Source organism: Streptococcus sp. HMSC072D07 (assembly GCF_001814835.1).
Lineage (GTDB): Bacteria > Bacillota > Bacilli > Lactobacillales > Streptococcaceae > Streptococcus.
Window position 1 is genome coordinate 1 of sequence record NZ_KV818079.1, and the last position, 16,602, is coordinate 16,602.

Below are 16,602 nucleotides of genomic sequence, written 5' to 3' on the forward strand. Positions count from 1 at the left end.
TTCATTTCAGGTGGTTTTCTTTTGCTTTTCTCTTCTTCTCTTCTCACGGTATTGTTCATGTGGTATAATGGGAAAGAGTTCTATGATTGTCTAAGAGAAAAATATGATGATGGGAGAATAGTCAAGTGAAAGCTAAAAAAATTGGTGCTATCTTTCTAATTTTACTTGGTGTATGTAGCCTTTTTGTATTTGCTATTCGAGAGTTTGAAAAACAAGACTTATCTAAATATGAATATTGGATTGTGGATACAGAAATTACGGATTATGAATTTATTGAAAATGGGAGAATGATCACAGTTGATTGGCATAGTAACAAGGAAGTCAATCAACAAGTAAGTGTTCTTGATAAAAAGCCTAAGTTTGGCTCTCCCGGGCGAATAGCTGGTAGTCGTTTCCTTGTTTCCTATGCGGCGCGATTCAAAGCAAAATCCGCTTGGAATGAAGTGCGAGATGATTTTCCTATTCTGGAACAAAATTATCCAGATAAGGGGGAATATTGGAAAATAAATGTCTACGACACTAAAGGTGAAAAATTAGATAAGAAGGTGTTAGATGTATTTGAGATCACTAGAAATTATAATGAGAGTTATTATCCTGCTTTTATATTAAATAAGTATTCGATAGACAGCATAGATGGCAAAGAATATCTGACGATTTCATTAAGAAGAAAAGACGATATGATTACTGATGTTAGCGACGAATCAAAGTTGCTGAATAGATTGATAGACCTAGAAACAGGTAAGATTGTAGATATTAACCCGAACAATCAAAAAAAGAATTCGCCTAAAATAGGACTTGGTTCGATAGATTCCTTTTCACAGTTGTTTAAAGAACATGATTTTTCTGTTAGGGATAATGGCCTTCATTTTTGGAGACTTGGAGATAATACGAAACAATGGCTCATAAATAGCAAATACCCTAAATCTATGGAAATAATTTCAAAAAGTCCTGAAACAAGTTATATATATAAACTTTCATCTAATGATGATTTGCAAACATCTATAGATATGATAAAACTCGTTTTCCCAGAAGGTACCAATATCTTCAAGGATATCACTATTCCAGCAGCTAGTTCAAAAGATGGACAGGAGCATCTGGTTCAAAGCGAAGAAGAGTTCTTACAATATTATAAATCCAGTACGGAGGAAGAATAATGGGACAAGGATATTGTTTCTGTTTGACAATAATTCCAAGACGACCGTAGGGAAAATCGGGAAGTCTGTGATCGGTGGTACCATTGATACCATATCTAACGTTGGTCCCTTAGATGGTATGTGGCTTGGAGCTAAGGCAGGAGCACTAGGAGGACATCCAGTAGAAGGAGCTCTCATTGGTCTTGGTGTAGGAACGTTTAATCTTATCACTTCTGCAGTCGCACCGGAATTTAAAAAGTCTGTTTATGACGGAGTTAAAAATTTTGCTTATGGTGCTGTGGATGTGGTAGAATCGACGGTGGAGTCTATCGGAAATGGAATCCACCAGGGCTTGGAGACTGTCAAAAGCGTGGGCAAGAATGTTTCTGATTTTTTCAATGGTGGTCTGAAAGCGGCCTCATCCTTGTTTGGGTAATAGGAGAAAATAAATGGATAAGATACAAAAAGATATTAATGATGCACTTGAAACAGCACGAAGATTAAACTTAGTAAAGGCGATTTTTGGACTATCTCTATATTCTCTTATGGTTATGATTGGGACGTCTTTACCGATAAGTGTATTTCGAATGGCTAGTGAAGCTGGGTATGACCCAGCTATTCCACTGACCTCAATGGTTACACAGCTAACATCAGTGGAAAAAGGGCTCATTCCCCCAGATAGTTTCTTTGGCTTTCTATTTTTTCTTTGTTGCGGTCATTTTACTTGTTTTTATATTATTTCTAAAAGAAATCGCATTAAAGCCTATTTAATGACTCAGATTTTTCAATTGTTTTTGCTCGTAATTACATATTATAGTTGGTTTGTAGCCATCTTGTATTTAATCCCTCTAGTAGCAATTCGTATCGTTTACTGGATTGGGTTTGTCTTATCACTGATTTACCTTATCTATATCCTTGTTACAAAGCAACGCGCTAGAAAGGATTATTTCTCCTCAGAATATTATAAAAAATTTTTGAATGTTATTTTGTTCTTATGGTTGTTGATGTATGGAATCAATCTCTTCATCAACGGGCTCAATCATTTCCTAGCGTATCTCTTGCTTGCTTTGTTACCTATTGCACCTATTTTCCTAGGACTATTTTTGGTATCATTTTTTAAATCCAATGTAGTAACGCTAGAGAACTTGAATACAGTCAATAAAAACCAAGAGAAATACCGTGAAGAATATGGCTATACCATTGAAGAATGGTACGGGAAAAAGTCAAAAATCTACAAGGAACATGTCAAGAAGTCTAAAAAGAGATAAAGATTTATAGACACTATTTCTAGTCTCTTGAAACTAACCACCTGAAACAAATTCAGGTGGTTTTCTTTTGCTTTTCTCATCTTCTCACGGTATCGCTCGTGTGGTATAATGGCATAAGGATTGTTCGTCATTTCAGACGAGTTTATGGAATTCAGGATAAGTTAGCAGGTGAGATGAGTATTTCTGTCAGTCTCCTATACACCTGTTAACAACTGTCAAAAGTAAAAGGAGAGTGTAGATTGGTTTTATTAGTATTAGTGCTTTTGGGTTTGCTCATTCTAATCTTAAAAAGGAAACAGAAAACTGCTAAAAAATCTGAAGGAAACGCCAAGAAAAGAAATTGGCTATTAATAGGTTGCTTATCCATAGTGATTCCAATGGTAATCTTCACAGTGTTCAGTCCGATTTTTTCTCTAATGGATATGTGGGGGCTATTTGCCCATGCAAGTCGAACTGAGCTTGAGCAAGCTGTGCATCGTTCTTATCAAAATTACGGTCTTACAGGACAGTTTGAGTTAGAAAAATACGAGAAAAACTATACAAGTGTGGGAGGATTTATAATCCATGGTACCTATAGTGAAAATATAGCTGGAAAAAACTATCAGGTTAAAACTCGATTTAAATACTATACTCGCTTTTCGAAAAATGAAACATATGGAAAGACAGATGCAGAAGTTGATTACAAAAATGGTAAAAAAATTTATAATGTTTTCCCAGAATTAGCCTATTTAGGGATTGAGGTTAGTCCAGGCACCAGCGAGTTTTTAAAAACACTGGACAGTTCAATCAAAGATCCTAAACTTCCTGATTTGAAGTATCAAGGTATTGGTTTTGAATTTAATAACCAATCTGATAATATCTATCTTTATAATGAAATATTGGAGGAAAATCAAAGCAAGGGCCAAGCTCTGCAAGGGATGTATCCAATGGATGCTCAATATCTTTTCCAAAAAGAGATTTTTATACCGACATTTGAATTTCAATATTTCGTTCCGAAGGAAAAAAGAGATCTCTTGTATGATGACTATCTAAAAGATCTTGAAAGGCTCATGAAGGAATTTTTTGCCAACCAATCCCTACCAAGAGGTCTTTATGCTGTAAAGATTGCTAAGTATGAAGAGGATAAACTTGTCAATGATAGTGGTGTTTACTATGTGAGGATTGATAATCAGCAAGTTGTAAAGCTGTTGCAAAAATTAGAGTAGGAGTTGCTAGGTCTAGTCCAGTTTTTTGTTCATAATTTCCAGTTGTGTCTGTTAAAATTTGATTTTCCCAGTGGACAATCGTCCACTTTTTTTATATAATAAAACTAAACCGAATTGGTTGAGTTTTAGAGGTGTAAGCTCAACCGTCGATTTGTTTTTCTAAGAGAGATATTCTCAATAAAGCATCACACTAGGGGGTGAATCATGTACCAACCAGAAAAACTCAAGGCTCGGAGAAAAGAGTTAAAATTGACACAGAAGGAAATTGCAGAGCAACTTGGGATCAGTTTTCAGGCTTACTCGGCTTGGGAACGTGGAATTAAGGAACCATCCAAGGAGAAGGTTGCCCAGCTAGAAAATATTTTAAAGGTAGCAAAGGGATATTTCACTCAGATCGAGATTGTTCGTCTCTACAATAGCCTCTCCAAGCAAGGGAAGGACAAGGTTGTGCTCTATGCTCGCAACCTAGCTCAAGAGGAACAAACACAGAAGGTGGCGACCATGCCAGAGCGCCTCTACGAGTATCGTGTCTATGAACGCATGTCAGCAGGGATCGGGGCTTCGGTATATGACGATAGAAATTTTGATACCGTTTACTTTAATGAAGAACTAGCCCACGATTTTGCTTCCTGGGTGGCTGGGGACTCCATGGAACCTAAATATCAAAATGGTTCCGTGGCTTTGATTCGAGAGACCGGATTTGATTATGATGGGGCGGTTTATGCAGTGGTTTGCAACAACCAGACCTATATCAAACGGGTTTATCGGGAGGAAGATGGCTTGCGTCTGGTCTCTATCAATCCTAAATACAAGGATATTTTCATCTCCTATGAGGAAGATCCTCGGATTGTGGGGATTATTGTTGGGAATTTTGTGCCGATGGAGGGTTAGCCTATGGGCTACTTTGATTATTCCAGAGAGCCCAAAAGTGATATTGCCTTTGTCGATATGAAATCTTTTTATGCCAGCGTTGAGTGTGTGAAACGGGGCTTGCATCCGCTGAAGACCTCGCTTTGTGTCATGAGTCGCGCGGATAATTCTACTGGCCTTATATTAGCTTCCTCTCCCATGTTTAAGAAGATTTTTGGCAAGTCCAATGTTGGCCGGGCCTATGATCTGCCTTTTGATATCAAAACGCGCAAATTTTCCTATTACAATGCTCGAAAGCAAGGCTTGCCTACTGACTTAGACTATGTTCGCTACATCGAAGATTGGGCTCAAGTCACCTTGATTGTCCCTCCTAGGATGGATGAGTACATAGCGGTCAATATGGAAATCCAGCGAATCTTTCAAAACTATGGTAGCCCAGATGATATTTATCCCTACTCTATTGATGAAGGTTTTATTGATTTGACTAGTTCGCTCAACTATTTTATCCCAAACAAGAGTCTCTCTCGCAAAGACAAGCTAGATATGCTTTCTGCTCGCATCCAGAGGGATATTTGGAGGCAGACAGGGATCTACTCTACAGTGGGTATGTCCAATGCCAATCCCTTACTGGCCAAGTTGGCTCTGGATAATGAGGCCAAGCACACTCCGACCATGAGGGCCAACTGGTCTTACCAGGATGTGGAAGAGAAGGTTTGGGCCATTCCCAAGATGACGGACTTTTGGGGGATTGGCAGGCGGATGGAGAAACGCTTGCATACTCTGGGGATTTTTTCCATCAGAGAATTGGCCACCAGTAATCCAGACCAGCTACAGAAAGCTCTCGGTCAGGCTGGCCTGCGTTTGTGGTTTCATGCTAACGGGATTGACGAGAGCAATGTTCACAGGCCCTATAAAGCTAAGTCCCAAGGGTTAGGAAATTCTCAAATCTTGCCGAGAGACTACGTGAAGCTACGGGATATCGAAATTATTCTTCGAGAAATGGCGGAGCAGGTGGCTATTAGACTGAGAAGGGCGGGCAAGAAAACAACCCTTGTCTCTCTCTATGTTGGTTTCTCTAAGCAGGAGGTCAGGTCGTCTATTCACACACAAATGAAGGTCGAACCGACCAATAATACAGCTGTCTTAACGGATTATGTTTTGAAGCTATTTCATAACAAATACACTTCTGGAGCGGTCAGAAGTGTCGGAGTCAACTATTCGGGATTTGTGGACGAGTCCTTTGGCTTGATCTCCCTCTTTGATGATGTTGACAAGTTAGAAAAAGAAGAAAGGCTCCAGACGGCTATTGATGCCATTCGGGAACAATTTGGTTTTACCTCCCTTTTAAAGGCCAATGCACTGGAAGAAGCCTCTAGGAGTCTTGCCAGAAGCAAGCTGATTGGGGGCATTCTGCTGGAGGATTAGATGGTTTAAAATGATTGATCGTTCTTATTTACCCTTTCCATCTGCGCGTGACTATCAAGATCCAGGGATGCAGAAGTGGATGGGCTTTTTCCTCTCAGAGCATACTAGTTCACTCGGTGAAGAGAAAAATCGGGTAGCTTTTTCGACGAGTTTGAATTCCGCTGAGAAGCTACTCTTGCTTTCGCAGCTTTATGTTGGGCAACTGAAGGGATGCTTTGTGGTCAAGGAAAGAAGGCATAAAACCACGATCATTGGTGAGGTAAGCGAATTATCACCTCAAACTCTATCTATTAGGACCAATGAGGGTTATAGGCTGATAGAGATTGTAGATGTCCTCGAAATTCGACTGTGGGAGGAGGGAGTGTATGACTAGAAAAGAGTTGTATGAAAACAAACTGCAGATGGATTATTTTTCAGATAGTTATATCCGCTTTGAAGAGGATTTTCAAAAATACTCTGCTATGAATGTACCACTGACTTTTTTGATCGATGACATCCTACGCACTATGGCGATGAATCAGAAGAACTACTTTGTCTTAAACAAGGAAAATGCCAAGGATGGGCGGGAGCATCGCTTTTATTTTAGGGTGGTGACGGAAAAAGAGTGCCCCAGAAATCGAACCTATGCCTATGCTGGACTCAAAAATAGTAGTCAGTAGAGCTAGATATGGGAGAGGGAAGTCCAATCTAGGAAAGGTGGCTTATGAGCGTCAGAAGATCTCATGGTATTGGAATTCGAAACGCTATCCTTTATCTGTGGAGTTCTTGCAGAAACTTATGATGGTAGTTCTGATGAGATAAGGCAAGGGGGCTCTCTTTTTTAGATGAGCGTTTATTTGAAAACGTGGTTGGATTTGAGAACGGCTATCTTCAATGATCATCTCACTTTATAGATTCATACCAAAACATCCATGTATATTTGTGGATGTTTTTTAATTTTACAGATAGAAAAAGAGAAGACCAAATGGTCTTCTCAACGGGGGAACTGAATAATTAGAAAGAATCAATCAGAGAGGGTTATTAGTCTTTGAAATTCTTTTGGAAAATGAGGAGAGACAAGATAGAAGTAATGGCTGCCAAGAAGAGGAAGGCACTTGCTTCTTGTTCCCCAGTTGCAGGGAGTAGTCTTTCCTTGTCTTCTTTGACTGTAGCTGTAACAGGAGCTTTTTCATCTTTTGATGATGAATTATCTGTTACGACTGGAGCAGGTTTTTCAGTCTCTCTTGGGAAAACATACTCAGGAAGGGTCACAACCGGTGGCGCTTCTGTTCCAACTGAGCTTTGTTTGCTACCTACCTCAATCACTCGATCTTGAGCTGGAGTTGCTTCTGTTTGGAGAACCTTGCGATTGTCACCGTCCACTTCAACATACTCGACTAAGAGACCGTCTTTTCCTTCTGATAGAACTTGCTCTTTTCCTTTGTCTAATTGTGGGTTTTCGCGACGAATAGTCTTGAACGGTACGACCTTATTGACGATTTCCAAGCTTGGAAGTGTAAAGACAAGGTCTTTAACCCCTTCCTCAGGACTTGAAGAAGTAATTGGTTTCTCAGGTTGCGCTGGAGTTTCCGGTTGAGTCGGTTTCTCAGGTTGAGCAGGTTTTTCCGGTTGAGTCGGTTTCTCAGGTTGAGCAGGTTTTTCCGGTTGCGCCGGTTGTTCAGGTTGCGCCGGTTTCTCTGGTTGAGTCGGATTTTCAGGCTGAGCTAGCTTTTCAGGCTCGGCAGGTTGTTCCGGTTGCGCTGGTTTTTCCGGTTGCGCTGGTTTTTCCGGTTGCGCCGGTTTCTCAGGTTGAGTCGGCTTTTCAGGCTGAGCAGGTTTTTCAGTCTCAGCTGGTTTCTCAGGTTGGCCAGGTTTCTCAGGTTGAACTGGATTCTCAGGTTGAGTCGGATTTTCAGGCTGAACTGGTTTTTCAGGTTCAGCAGGTTTCTCAGGCTGAGCTGCTTTGAGCTTGTTGATTTGTTCGAGAGCAGTTTCTAGCGCTTGATTGACTGCTTCCTGAGTTTTAGCTTCTTGGATTGCAGCAATGGCTTGGTCAGCAATTTCTAATAATTTCTTCTTAGCTTCCTTGTTGGATCCAAGCTCAGCGACTTTTTTCTCGATAGCTTTTGTCAAGCTGTCCATAGCCTTATCGTACTCAATTTCCGGTTGTTTTGGTTCGGCTGGTTGCTCAGGCTGGTCAGGTTTCTCAGGCTCTTCTGGCTGTTCCGGTTGCTCTGGACTAGGCTCCTCTTGGCCTCTTTGATAGTTCTCATCCTTGGATAGGATATCTTGTAGGGCACTGACTGTCAACATGACTTCTTGAACATCCACTGCATCAGCACTGAGTTGGTTTCTCAATTTTTCTAGATTTGCTTGGAAAGCTTGGCGTGCAGTAGCCGTATTTTTCAAGCCTGCTGGATCAAAATTGGACAGATCATCTTTCCATTTAGAGATAGACTGGATGATATCTGCTTTGCTGTAGAGTTCGCTGCCTTCGCCACGAGTGATAAATTGGTCTACCTGGATACCGATATTTTGAGACAAATCGTTTCGATCAGGATCTAGTTGAAGGGTGACTGCGTGCAAGTTTTCGTCCAGACCTTTTAGGCTAACCAGAGTTTGATTGCCTTGGCGTTGGGCTGCATGACCGCTAAAGTATTTCTTACCATCAATGGTTGAAGCATTTCCCATGCCATCTTGGTAAGGAACTTCTTTGCCGTCTAGAAAGACTTTGTAGATACCATGATTTGGATCGACATAGCCCTTGATATCAAGACCAGTACCGTAGAAGTAAGCTGTTACGGTTGTCTTTTTCTTTTGCTCATCAGTTAAGCGACCAAAGGAAGCCCAAGACTCTGTCTTTTGGTACTTATCTGCGGAATTGGTTTCATGGTGCCAGCCAGGACTGTAATCCAACTGACTAGCTTGGTCATCATAGCTTGTTTGATCCTTGATCAGCAATTCAGCTTTCATCACTTGGATGGTTGCATCGGTAGCAAAACCGAGCAAGGCACCATCAGAAACAGAAGTGAGCTTGGCTTTGAAGTCAAAGACAGAGTCGGCTTGTTCAGTAAAGTCAATCGTTGGGATGGTAACAGTCTTTTCTGTTTCTCCATCTTTAAAGGTCACATCTTGAGTTGTATCTTGGTAAACTTTGCCGTGAACTCCAGTTCCAGGTTCTGTGATAAAGCGAACAGTAGCAGCCCCCTTGCTTCCACCAACGCGTTTAATTTTAACAGTGACTGGTTTTCCTTTTTCGACTTCGTAGCTGGTAGACTCGAGTTCAAACATCCCTTTACTATCATTGTTTAGGGTGTAGATTCCTTCTGTAGCAATTGGTTCGCCTGTTTTGTTCACGAGGGTAATAGTGTGTTGGCCTGGTGCTAAATCGCCTGTCTCAAAGACTTTTTGGCTGCGTTTACGGCTAGCATTCTTAGTTTGCACATCTGCAACCTTTTGACCATCAACGTAGACGGACATTTCTCCGTGACCTGGATCGACTGTAGAGACGACATAGGCCTTGGTTCCTGTGAAGGTATAGCTTACTTTGGCATCTTTTTGATTGGTCCACATAGAAGTGCCACGAACACCTTCAGATTCATTGTACCAAGTTGTTCCGGCTGTATCCGCCGTTGTGTTTGAGTGGTATTCCAGTCCAAGAGGGTAGCCATCTGTCTTTTCAATGCTGCTTGGTGTCTTGTAGACTGAGAAGTTGGTTAAGATTGGGGTTGCTTGAGCACCGGTGATGGTTACACGGATTTTTTGTGCTTCAACAGGCTTGCCTTGAACCAAGCGACGGTAACCAACGGTCGAACCTTCGCCGTAAGTCACCCAACGTCCATTGATCTCAACTTCAATCTTGAAACCAGAGATACGTTGCCCTTTGGCGATGTCTTCCTTGAGTTCAACGACGTCAAAGCGTCTCTTTTGGCCCAAATCAACTGTAAAGCTACCAGTTGTGGCATCATTTGAGAGCGCCCAGCTAGTATCATCTTTACCGTCAGTCAGGTGACTTTCTTTGTAGAGGTGGTTCTGACGAGTAGAACTTGCTGTTACAGTGGCACCTTTGGCAAAGTCAGTGGCATACATTTGGTCTAGGGTTGCCTTGAATTCCTTCAAGCGAGCCACATCCGCATCTGCGAATTTTCCTTCTTTATTTGGTGGAATGTTGAGAAGGAGTGGGGTTCCACGACCAACAGACTTGAAGTAGATATCCATCAACTCTTTGAGTGATTTCGGCTGTTGATTGTCATGGTAGAACCAGCCTGAACGGATCGAAACGTCAGCTTCCCCTACAGAGTACATATCACCATCTGGGTCACCATGGTTGAGGTATTCATTTTTCACATCGTCTGTGATGTTGGCACGTTTAACTTTATGCCAGACAGGGTCCCCTGCGATACCTCGTTCATTTCCGATCCAGCGAACGCTTGTCGGCTGAGCAGAGAAGATGGCGATATCTCCTTCGGCTTCTTTGATGTATTTGAACCATTCATCAAAGGTATAGGTCACTTTTTGGGCACCGCTACCACGCGCACCGTCCATCCAAACCTCGATAAATTTCCCTTTATTTCCGTACTTCGGATTACCAAGGATTTCTTTCAGTTGGTTGAGATAGTATTGGTTGTATTCTTTTTCGGTTGCAACATGGTATTTTGGATGGTTGGCATCCCATGGTGATAGGTAAACACCCATATTCATGTCGTACTTGCTAGCAGATTTGGAAACTTCTTCGAGAAGGTCACCCTTACCATCTTTCCATGGGCTAGCAGCTACGGTATGGTTGGTGTACTTAGATGGGTAAGCAACGAATCCGTCGTGGTGTTTAACAACCATAATGGTTCGTTTGAAGCCAGTTTCCTTCAGAGTACGAATCCACTGGTCAGTATCCAAGTTGGTTGGATTGAAGTACCGGGGGTCTTCTTTCCCATTTCCCCATTCAGAATTGGTATAGGTGTTCATTCCGTAGTGGATGAAGGCTGCCAATTCTTCCTTGTGGTAATCAAGCTGAGCCTTGCTTGGAAGAGGTCCATGATTGCCAATTTCGGTTTCTTTATCTTCTGGATGAGCCACTGGTGGAGTCGGCGTGGCAGGATTAGTCGTATCAGCGACTGGCTCGTATTCAAAGACGATCTCATTAACACCTTTTTGCTGGATCCTTGCTTCCAGGCTAGCCTTGACTGGACGGTAGCCAGCAATGTCTTTTGCATGGAAGGTGTTGACAAAGGAAACGTCATACTCTTGGCCGTCATTGTTATCAACTGTCGCTTCCGCTAGTTCAGTAGTGGTTCCTTTTTGACGGTAGTAAACTTTGAAGGAGCCTTTGTTGACTTTATAGACCACCTTGATGACACGTGTACCGGCAGGCGCTTTGCTGACAACATTGTAATCTTCAGACCATGTATCTTTTAGCTGTTTATTGACTGCTACGCCATCAATGGATACAATTTCGTATTTGTCTTTATTCTTCTGATAGAAGTCCGTCTTCTCGATTTCTTTTTTGAAATTATAGTCAAATGGCGAATCAACAGCTGTCTGTTCGATAAAGGTGTCATTATCTTTGACAGGATTTCCTTCTTCGTCTTCGTGTTGGATAACCACACGACCGTATTCAATTCCCTTGGTCAAGGTAGCAATCCCATCTTGGTTGAAGGAATATTCGTTGCTTCCGATAACAGCTGTTTCGTTCCGAAGCATACGTCCTTCATCGGTAAAGTAGTAACGATTTCCGTTATCACCTTGGTACCAGCCTTTCACACCATACTTGGCAATCATGTCCTTCACCCATTTCAGTTGTTCAGGTGAAAGGACGAGTCCGCCACCAAAGCGATCCTTTTCAGCCACACCATTGTCAACGGTTCCGTGTTGGTGAACCCCCAGAACTTTTCCTTGGCTATCGACAATCCCGCCACCAGACAAACCAGATACAGAAGTGGTTTTATAGGTGATACCAGTCGTTCCCTTATCATCATAGGACTCAACAGATCGGATGGTCCCATCTGCCTTGTAAAGCTGACCAGCTAGGATAGGTTGTTTCAGTTCTTTGGAGCTCGAGTCAGTTGGATAGCCAATCGTACTGATGGCTTCTCCCGGCTGATGCGTCTTGTGCTCCGCTAAAGGCGCAAAGGTTGCTGCTTTGTTTGGACTAGCAATCGGAAGAGGAATAGGAGCTTCTACAAGAGCAAGGTCATTCTTATAGCCTTTTCCAAACTCTTTCTTGTTCCAGAAATGGATGTCTTTTTCTCTGAATAAAACCGTAGTTCCAGAAGATGGCAGTGAGTTTTTCTTTTCGCTGTTTGAACCAACGTTATAGTAGAACTGGGCAGATTTTCCACCACGAATGTGACCCTCGCCAGTTTCTTTATTGGCCTCTAAGAAGTTATGAGCAACGGTAAGGATCAGGTTAGGTGCTACGAAGATACCTGAGCCTGAAACGAGGTAGCGTTGCTCCCCTGCATTGTAAGTGCTGTAAACCATAGTAGCAGCAGTAGCAGGTTGTCCCTCGTAGTTGATGTGTTTGAGGTCTTGTCCACCGTTAATGATGGCACGGTTTCCGTTCTCAGATTCTTTTGGAGCTTCTTCCTTGTCCTTTAGAATGCTCTTAGTTTCTACTGTTGGACTAGCTTTTTGGTCAACGATAGTAGTCGTATCGAGTTCTTTGACAGGTGTGTCTGGATAGGCACGGTCCTGAATGTCTTCAGGGAGCAAGTCAGCACTGTTAGTATCTGCAACAGGTGTTTCTTGTTTTTCAGCTTCTACACGGTCTTCTTCTTTGACTGGTTCAGCCTTGGTCTCTTCTATATCTGCGACTTGTTTCATTTGCTGATCTAAATTGGATGTCGTGGCAGGAGACGTTTCGTCTGCACGCACGATTCCAGAAGCAAAAAATGCCAGTCCCACGATAACAGATGCCACACCTACAGTCAACTTCCGAATGCTAAATGTTTGCCCTTTTTCAAAAAGGTATCGATTCATAATATACTCCTAGTTTTTAGAAAGGCAGTCAGCTACTGCCAAGCCCAAGTCTGACTTGGTTACAACTTGATTTAATGAAAAACTCTCTGATAATTTGTAAGCCACCTTACCTCCTGTTTATAAAGCGCTTTCATTTTAAGATAAAAAAATTTAAAAGGTCATTTCTCCCTTAAAATGACTGAAAACTTTTAATATAACAAATATACTAAATTAATGAAAGAATTGCAATAGCAAAAAGCAAAAAAATAAATATAAATTAAAGAAAATCAGTTACTTTTTAAAGAAAAAACGCATCCTTTCAGGGCTCAAACTAAATGAAAGGATACGTTTTAAAAAGAAATTAGAGTATTTTTTGGAGAGACTCTTGGATGGTTTGGGGGTCTGTTTTGGAAGAGAAGCGCTCAAGGACTTGCCCATCTCGGCCAATGAGAAACTTAGCAAAATTCCATTCGATTCGTTTTCCTAGCGGGCCAGATTTCTGGTCTTTTAGCCAAACATAAAGAGGATCTGCTTCCTTGCCGTTGACCTTGATCTTGGCAAAGCGAGGGAAAGTTGTCTGATAGTGTAGGCTACAGAAACTATTGATTTCCTCTGCGCTGCCGGGTGCTTGTCCCATGAACTGATTGCAAGGGAAATCTAGGATTTCAAAGCCCTGATCTTGATAGCGTTCATAGAGGTCTTGGAGCCCTTGGTACTGGGGCGTTAAGCCACATCCAGTAGCAGTGTTGACAATCAAGAGAACCTTGCCACGATAGCTCTCCAGGGGAGTTGCTTGGTTGTTTTGGTTTAAAACGGAAAAATCATATACACTGGTCATGAGGGCCTCTTTTCTTTTTCTACATTGTAACAGTTTTTACCCTTTTCGTCGAGTCGGATGGGAGAGGTTGTTGAAAAAATACACAATGGTACATAAATCAGGACAAAATGATGCTCCTTTTATGAAACATGGTATAATAGGCCTATATAGCTAAATGGAGTGTACCTATCACTAGGGAATGAGAAAAAGGATAAAACAGCCATGTCAACAGTAAAAAGTGATCTAAATCTTGCGCAAACATATGCGACTCAGCTTAAAAATGCTTGTCAATCGTTAACAGCGATCGCTGTGGCTAGTCAAGATGACCTAACGACTCTTCAAGGGAATAACAAGGCTCATCAATGTCTGACAGAGGCTCAAAATCTTGCTAGTCAGATAACAGCCGCTGTCACCCTAACTTCCGAACGACTTCACTCTGTGGCGAGTGATTTTGAGGCGCTAGATGAAGCGGGCGCCAATGGTTTTAGGAGTCATACATGAGCAAGTTAGATGAGTTGAAGAATAGAGAGCGAGAACTCTTGTACCAGCTAGAAGGCAATGGAAAAGAGAAGTATCGCACCAAAGAACTAATAGAAACCTTTGAAGGATATGATAGAGCTAGCCACCGTTATCAAAGTGATTTGTGGGAGGCAGCCTATCAGAGCCGATACGCAGGACAGTTGGAAGAAACGCTCCTGCAAAGAAATCAACTCAAAAACCAAATCTTTGAGGACCTTGCCTACCACATGGATGATTTGAAGAAAGAAAAGTTCCGGTTAGAGGAAGACTTGGATGCGGTTTACTATGAAAGACGCAAGGAACTAGAAAGAGAGGAGGAGACGCGTCATGGGCATTGATATGTATTTGGAACAATCACAACTACAGAGTTCGAGCGTAGCGACCATGTGTCAATCTCAGGTGGAGGCTTATCAAGATTTGCAATCAGCCATCCAAAAGTTTTCAGAGGATACAGAGAGTCTAAAGGGCGATGCTTATGATTCGGCTAGAAGTTTTTTTGCAAGTGTCTTGCTACCCTTGAGCAAAGGGGGACAGCTCTATGCAGAAACCTTCTCTCAAGCCATCAAGAAACTACCAGAAGACTATCAAACGATGGTCGACAGCAAGAGTTGGCGTGAGGATGATCTACTTGATAAGATCCGCCAGGAAGAGCAGATGATTGCCTATCTAGATGAAGTCAACCAATCCCTTTCTACCTCGACCATGGATAGTGAAGAAAAGGGGAGATTGAGACGTAGTAATGTGGAACTCATGAGAGGACACCATGCGAATAAACGCGTCTATGAAACGATTTTGAAAGACCTGCGCGCCTATGATAGCTACTCAGGAGGGCTTTTCGATGATCTAGACAGTATCGATGTGCAGTTGAGTCGCGGACTGGCCCAGATCGAATCGAGCTGGGATGCCAAGCAAGGCGTCTTTAAAGTCCCATCTGACCTGACTTGGACCAACTACCTGACTGCCTATGCTGATACAAAGGACTTGAAGCTCAGTCGTCAAGAAAAGGCCTTTGTCCAAACCATGATGGCAGAATACGGCTTTGATGCCGAGACAGCCCAACAACTCTTGACCATCAAGCAAGGGATAGATAAGAAATTCCCAACCTCTAGCCAAGAGTTCCGTGACTATATCTTTTTGCGAGTCGTCGGTGCGGCAAACTATAATGACTTTAGGTGGAAAGAAACTGCGGGTGGTTTGGGGCAATATTTTTATAAAGAATTTGTGAGTGATCCACAGACAGGCCAAAAATGGATAACATTGAAACCAATAGTAGAAATTTATCAAGAACTGGGGCTGAAAGAAGAAAAGGCCAAAGAACTGTATTATAATCTTAGATTGCAGCATGAGATGGCGGGTGGGAAATCTGATAATATAGATCAAATTAAGAAATATGATAAAAAAAATGGAACTAACCATTATGATTCCTATAAAAGTACTTATGAAGAGATTTATGGTGATACGGGTAACTTTGACCAATTTTGGGACAGCAAACTCAAGGCATACTCTAACAACGGAGCAGGTCATGCAGACTTTACCCACCAGTCCATCACTATGGCCACTCATCTTAATCCTAATCAAGTTCAGTTAGCCGATGTCTATGGTGGTAGAGAGCATGTTAAGGACTTATCAGGCTGGGAGGGAGACACGACCTTTAATGCAAATGATATGAAGCCAAGCATCGGGGAAGATGACTACAAGGCGGATTTGGACTCGGTCAACCTTATCGGCCGTATGCAGAAGGGGCAATCCTATGATCAAGCCATCTCTTCTTACTATGCTGATCTTCAAAAAGATTCTTCTCAGAGAGAAAGAGAATTTTTGAAAAATAAGGATTGGAAACATGTCAAAGGTACAATCTACGCAGGGGTAGCGCCTGCGGATATACTGAGAAAGGGTGAGGCATCTATTAAAGAGTATATTGAGGAAAAATACCCAGAAGTATCTGCATTTTTAAATCGTTTAGAGGCTGTGGCAGACTAGGAGGAAAAGTTAATGAAGAAACTACTAGGTATGACAGCGTTAATGTCGTTTATCATATTCATCTGTTTTTATTTCTTTATCAAACAACCTAAAAATATTTTTGATGAAATCTACCAGGAGACAGAGAAGACTTATCGGTCAAATAATATTTTAAGAAACATAGATGGGTTTAAAATTAGTCCAGGTTGGCCTAATGATGGAGAATATTTTGCATACACCCCTTCAGGGAAGTATCAAACTCATCCTGAAGGTTATAAAGACATAAGTATTGGATTTAATTTTGGTTCAGGTATTAAAGGAATGACGATTCTTTTTGAAAGAAAGACTAATTCGAATATTACCCTATGGTATTCAGCACACTATAATATAAAAAAGAAAATCCTCAAAAAAGAGCTTGCGATTTTTGAAGAGCCAAGGCAACCAGGTCAATTTATTGATGATGAAGAAAAAGT

General features: G+C 41.7%; 13 protein-coding genes and 1 pseudogene. 12 read left to right on the top strand and 2 right to left on the bottom strand.

Annotated elements, in window-relative coordinates; genetic code table 11:
• Positions 1-125 precede the first annotated feature (125 nt).
• From HMPREF2991_RS08865 to HMPREF2991_RS08900, 8 genes and pseudogenes are all read left to right on the top strand, one after another.
• Positions 126-1,154, top strand: coding sequence for a hypothetical protein (locus HMPREF2991_RS08865; RefSeq protein ID WP_000644799.1), 1,029 nt, complete (start codon positions 126-128; stop codon positions 1,152-1,154).
• Between the two features lie 13 nt (positions 1,155-1,167).
• Positions 1,168-1,569: a hypothetical protein gene (locus tag HMPREF2991_RS08870; protein WP_033605410.1), complete on the top strand. Its 402-nt coding sequence runs from the start codon at positions 1,168-1,170 to the stop codon at positions 1,567-1,569.
• Between the two features lie 13 nt (positions 1,570-1,582).
• Entirely contained in the window at positions 1,583-2,401 is an 819-nt protein-coding gene (locus HMPREF2991_RS08875; protein WP_070567806.1) for a hypothetical protein, read from the top strand.
• Between the two features lie 239 nt (positions 2,402-2,640).
• Entirely contained in the window at positions 2,641-3,606 is a 966-nt protein-coding gene (locus HMPREF2991_RS08880) for a hypothetical protein (protein WP_070567808.1), read from the top strand.
• A gap of 204 nt (positions 3,607-3,810) precedes the next feature.
• Positions 3,811-4,497: an XRE family transcriptional regulator gene (locus tag HMPREF2991_RS08885; RefSeq protein WP_000284670.1), complete on the top strand. Its 687-nt coding sequence runs from the start codon at positions 3,811-3,813 to the stop codon at positions 4,495-4,497.
• 3 nt (positions 4,498-4,500) lie between these two features.
• Positions 4,501-5,915 (top strand): annotated as a pseudogene (locus HMPREF2991_RS08890) (Y-family DNA polymerase).
• Positions 5,912-6,274, top strand: a complete 363-nt coding sequence (locus HMPREF2991_RS08895; protein ID WP_000567203.1) for a hypothetical protein — start codon at positions 5,912-5,914, stop codon at positions 6,272-6,274. Before HMPREF2991_RS08890 ends, HMPREF2991_RS08895 begins: the two are co-directional and overlap by 4 nt.
• Positions 6,267-6,560: a DUF5960 family protein gene (locus HMPREF2991_RS08900; RefSeq protein ID WP_000196999.1), complete on the top strand. Its 294-nt coding sequence runs from the start codon at positions 6,267-6,269 to the stop codon at positions 6,558-6,560. Before HMPREF2991_RS08895 ends, HMPREF2991_RS08900 begins: the two co-directional genes overlap by 8 nt.
• A gap of 361 nt (positions 6,561-6,921) precedes the next feature.
• Here the strand turns inward: HMPREF2991_RS08900 and HMPREF2991_RS08905 are convergent, their stop codons facing one another.
• Entirely contained in the window at positions 6,922-12,855 is a 5,934-nt protein-coding gene (locus HMPREF2991_RS08905) for an alpha-L-fucosidase (RefSeq protein ID WP_070683895.1), read from the bottom strand.
• 340 nt (positions 12,856-13,195) lie between these two features.
• On the bottom strand, positions 13,196-13,672 hold the full coding sequence (locus HMPREF2991_RS08910) for a glutathione peroxidase (RefSeq protein WP_070567814.1): 477 nt from the start codon (positions 13,670-13,672) through the stop codon (positions 13,196-13,198).
• A 201-nt stretch (positions 13,673-13,873) separates the two neighbouring features.
• On the opposite strand from HMPREF2991_RS08910, the gene HMPREF2991_RS08915 reads away from it, so the two are divergent.
• The 4 genes from HMPREF2991_RS08915 to HMPREF2991_RS08930 all read left to right on the top strand — a co-directional run.
• Positions 13,874-14,152, top strand: coding sequence for a TIGR04197 family type VII secretion effector (locus tag HMPREF2991_RS08915; protein ID WP_070567816.1), 279 nt, complete (start codon positions 13,874-13,876; stop codon positions 14,150-14,152).
• The gene (locus HMPREF2991_RS08920) at positions 14,149-14,508 is read left to right on the top strand and encodes a DUF3958 family protein (RefSeq protein ID WP_070567818.1); all 360 of its coding nucleotides are present in this window, start codon (positions 14,149-14,151) and stop codon (positions 14,506-14,508) included. The genes HMPREF2991_RS08915 and HMPREF2991_RS08920 overlap by 4 nt, the downstream gene beginning before the upstream one ends.
• Positions 14,498-16,150: a T7SS effector LXG polymorphic toxin gene (locus HMPREF2991_RS08925; RefSeq protein ID WP_070567820.1), complete on the top strand. Its 1,653-nt coding sequence runs from the start codon at positions 14,498-14,500 to the stop codon at positions 16,148-16,150. Before HMPREF2991_RS08920 ends, HMPREF2991_RS08925 begins: the two co-directional genes overlap by 11 nt.
• 12 nt (positions 16,151-16,162) lie before the next feature.
• Positions 16,163-16,602 (top strand): TipC family immunity protein (locus HMPREF2991_RS08930; protein WP_257372023.1); only part of this gene is annotated, 440 nt, incomplete at its 3' end.

Bases quoted from the DNA above. Each gene is read 5' to 3' on its own strand.
- HMPREF2991_RS08875 (WP_070567806.1), top strand. From the start codon at position 1,583: ATGGATAAGATACAAAAAGATATTAATGATGCACTTGAAACAGCACGA.
- HMPREF2991_RS08885 (WP_000284670.1), top strand. From the start codon at position 3,811: ATGTACCAACCAGAAAAACTCAAGGCTCGGAGAAAAGAGTTAAAATTG.
- HMPREF2991_RS08895 (WP_000567203.1), top strand. From the start codon at position 5,912: ATGATTGATCGTTCTTATTTACCCTTTCCATCTGCGCGTGACTATCAA.
- HMPREF2991_RS08900 (WP_000196999.1), top strand. From the start codon at position 6,267: ATGACTAGAAAAGAGTTGTATGAAAACAAACTGCAGATGGATTATTTT.
- HMPREF2991_RS08905 (WP_070683895.1), bottom strand. From the start codon at position 12,855: ATGAATCGATACCTTTTTGAAAAAGGGCAAACATTTAGCATTCGGAAG.
- HMPREF2991_RS08910 (WP_070567814.1), bottom strand. From the start codon at position 13,672: ATGACCAGTGTATATGATTTTTCCGTTTTAAACCAAAACAACCAAGCA.
- HMPREF2991_RS08915 (WP_070567816.1), top strand. From the start codon at position 13,874: ATGTCAACAGTAAAAAGTGATCTAAATCTTGCGCAAACATATGCGACT.
- HMPREF2991_RS08920 (WP_070567818.1), top strand. From the start codon at position 14,149: ATGAGCAAGTTAGATGAGTTGAAGAATAGAGAGCGAGAACTCTTGTAC.
- HMPREF2991_RS08925 (WP_070567820.1), top strand. From the start codon at position 14,498: ATGGGCATTGATATGTATTTGGAACAATCACAACTACAGAGTTCGAGC.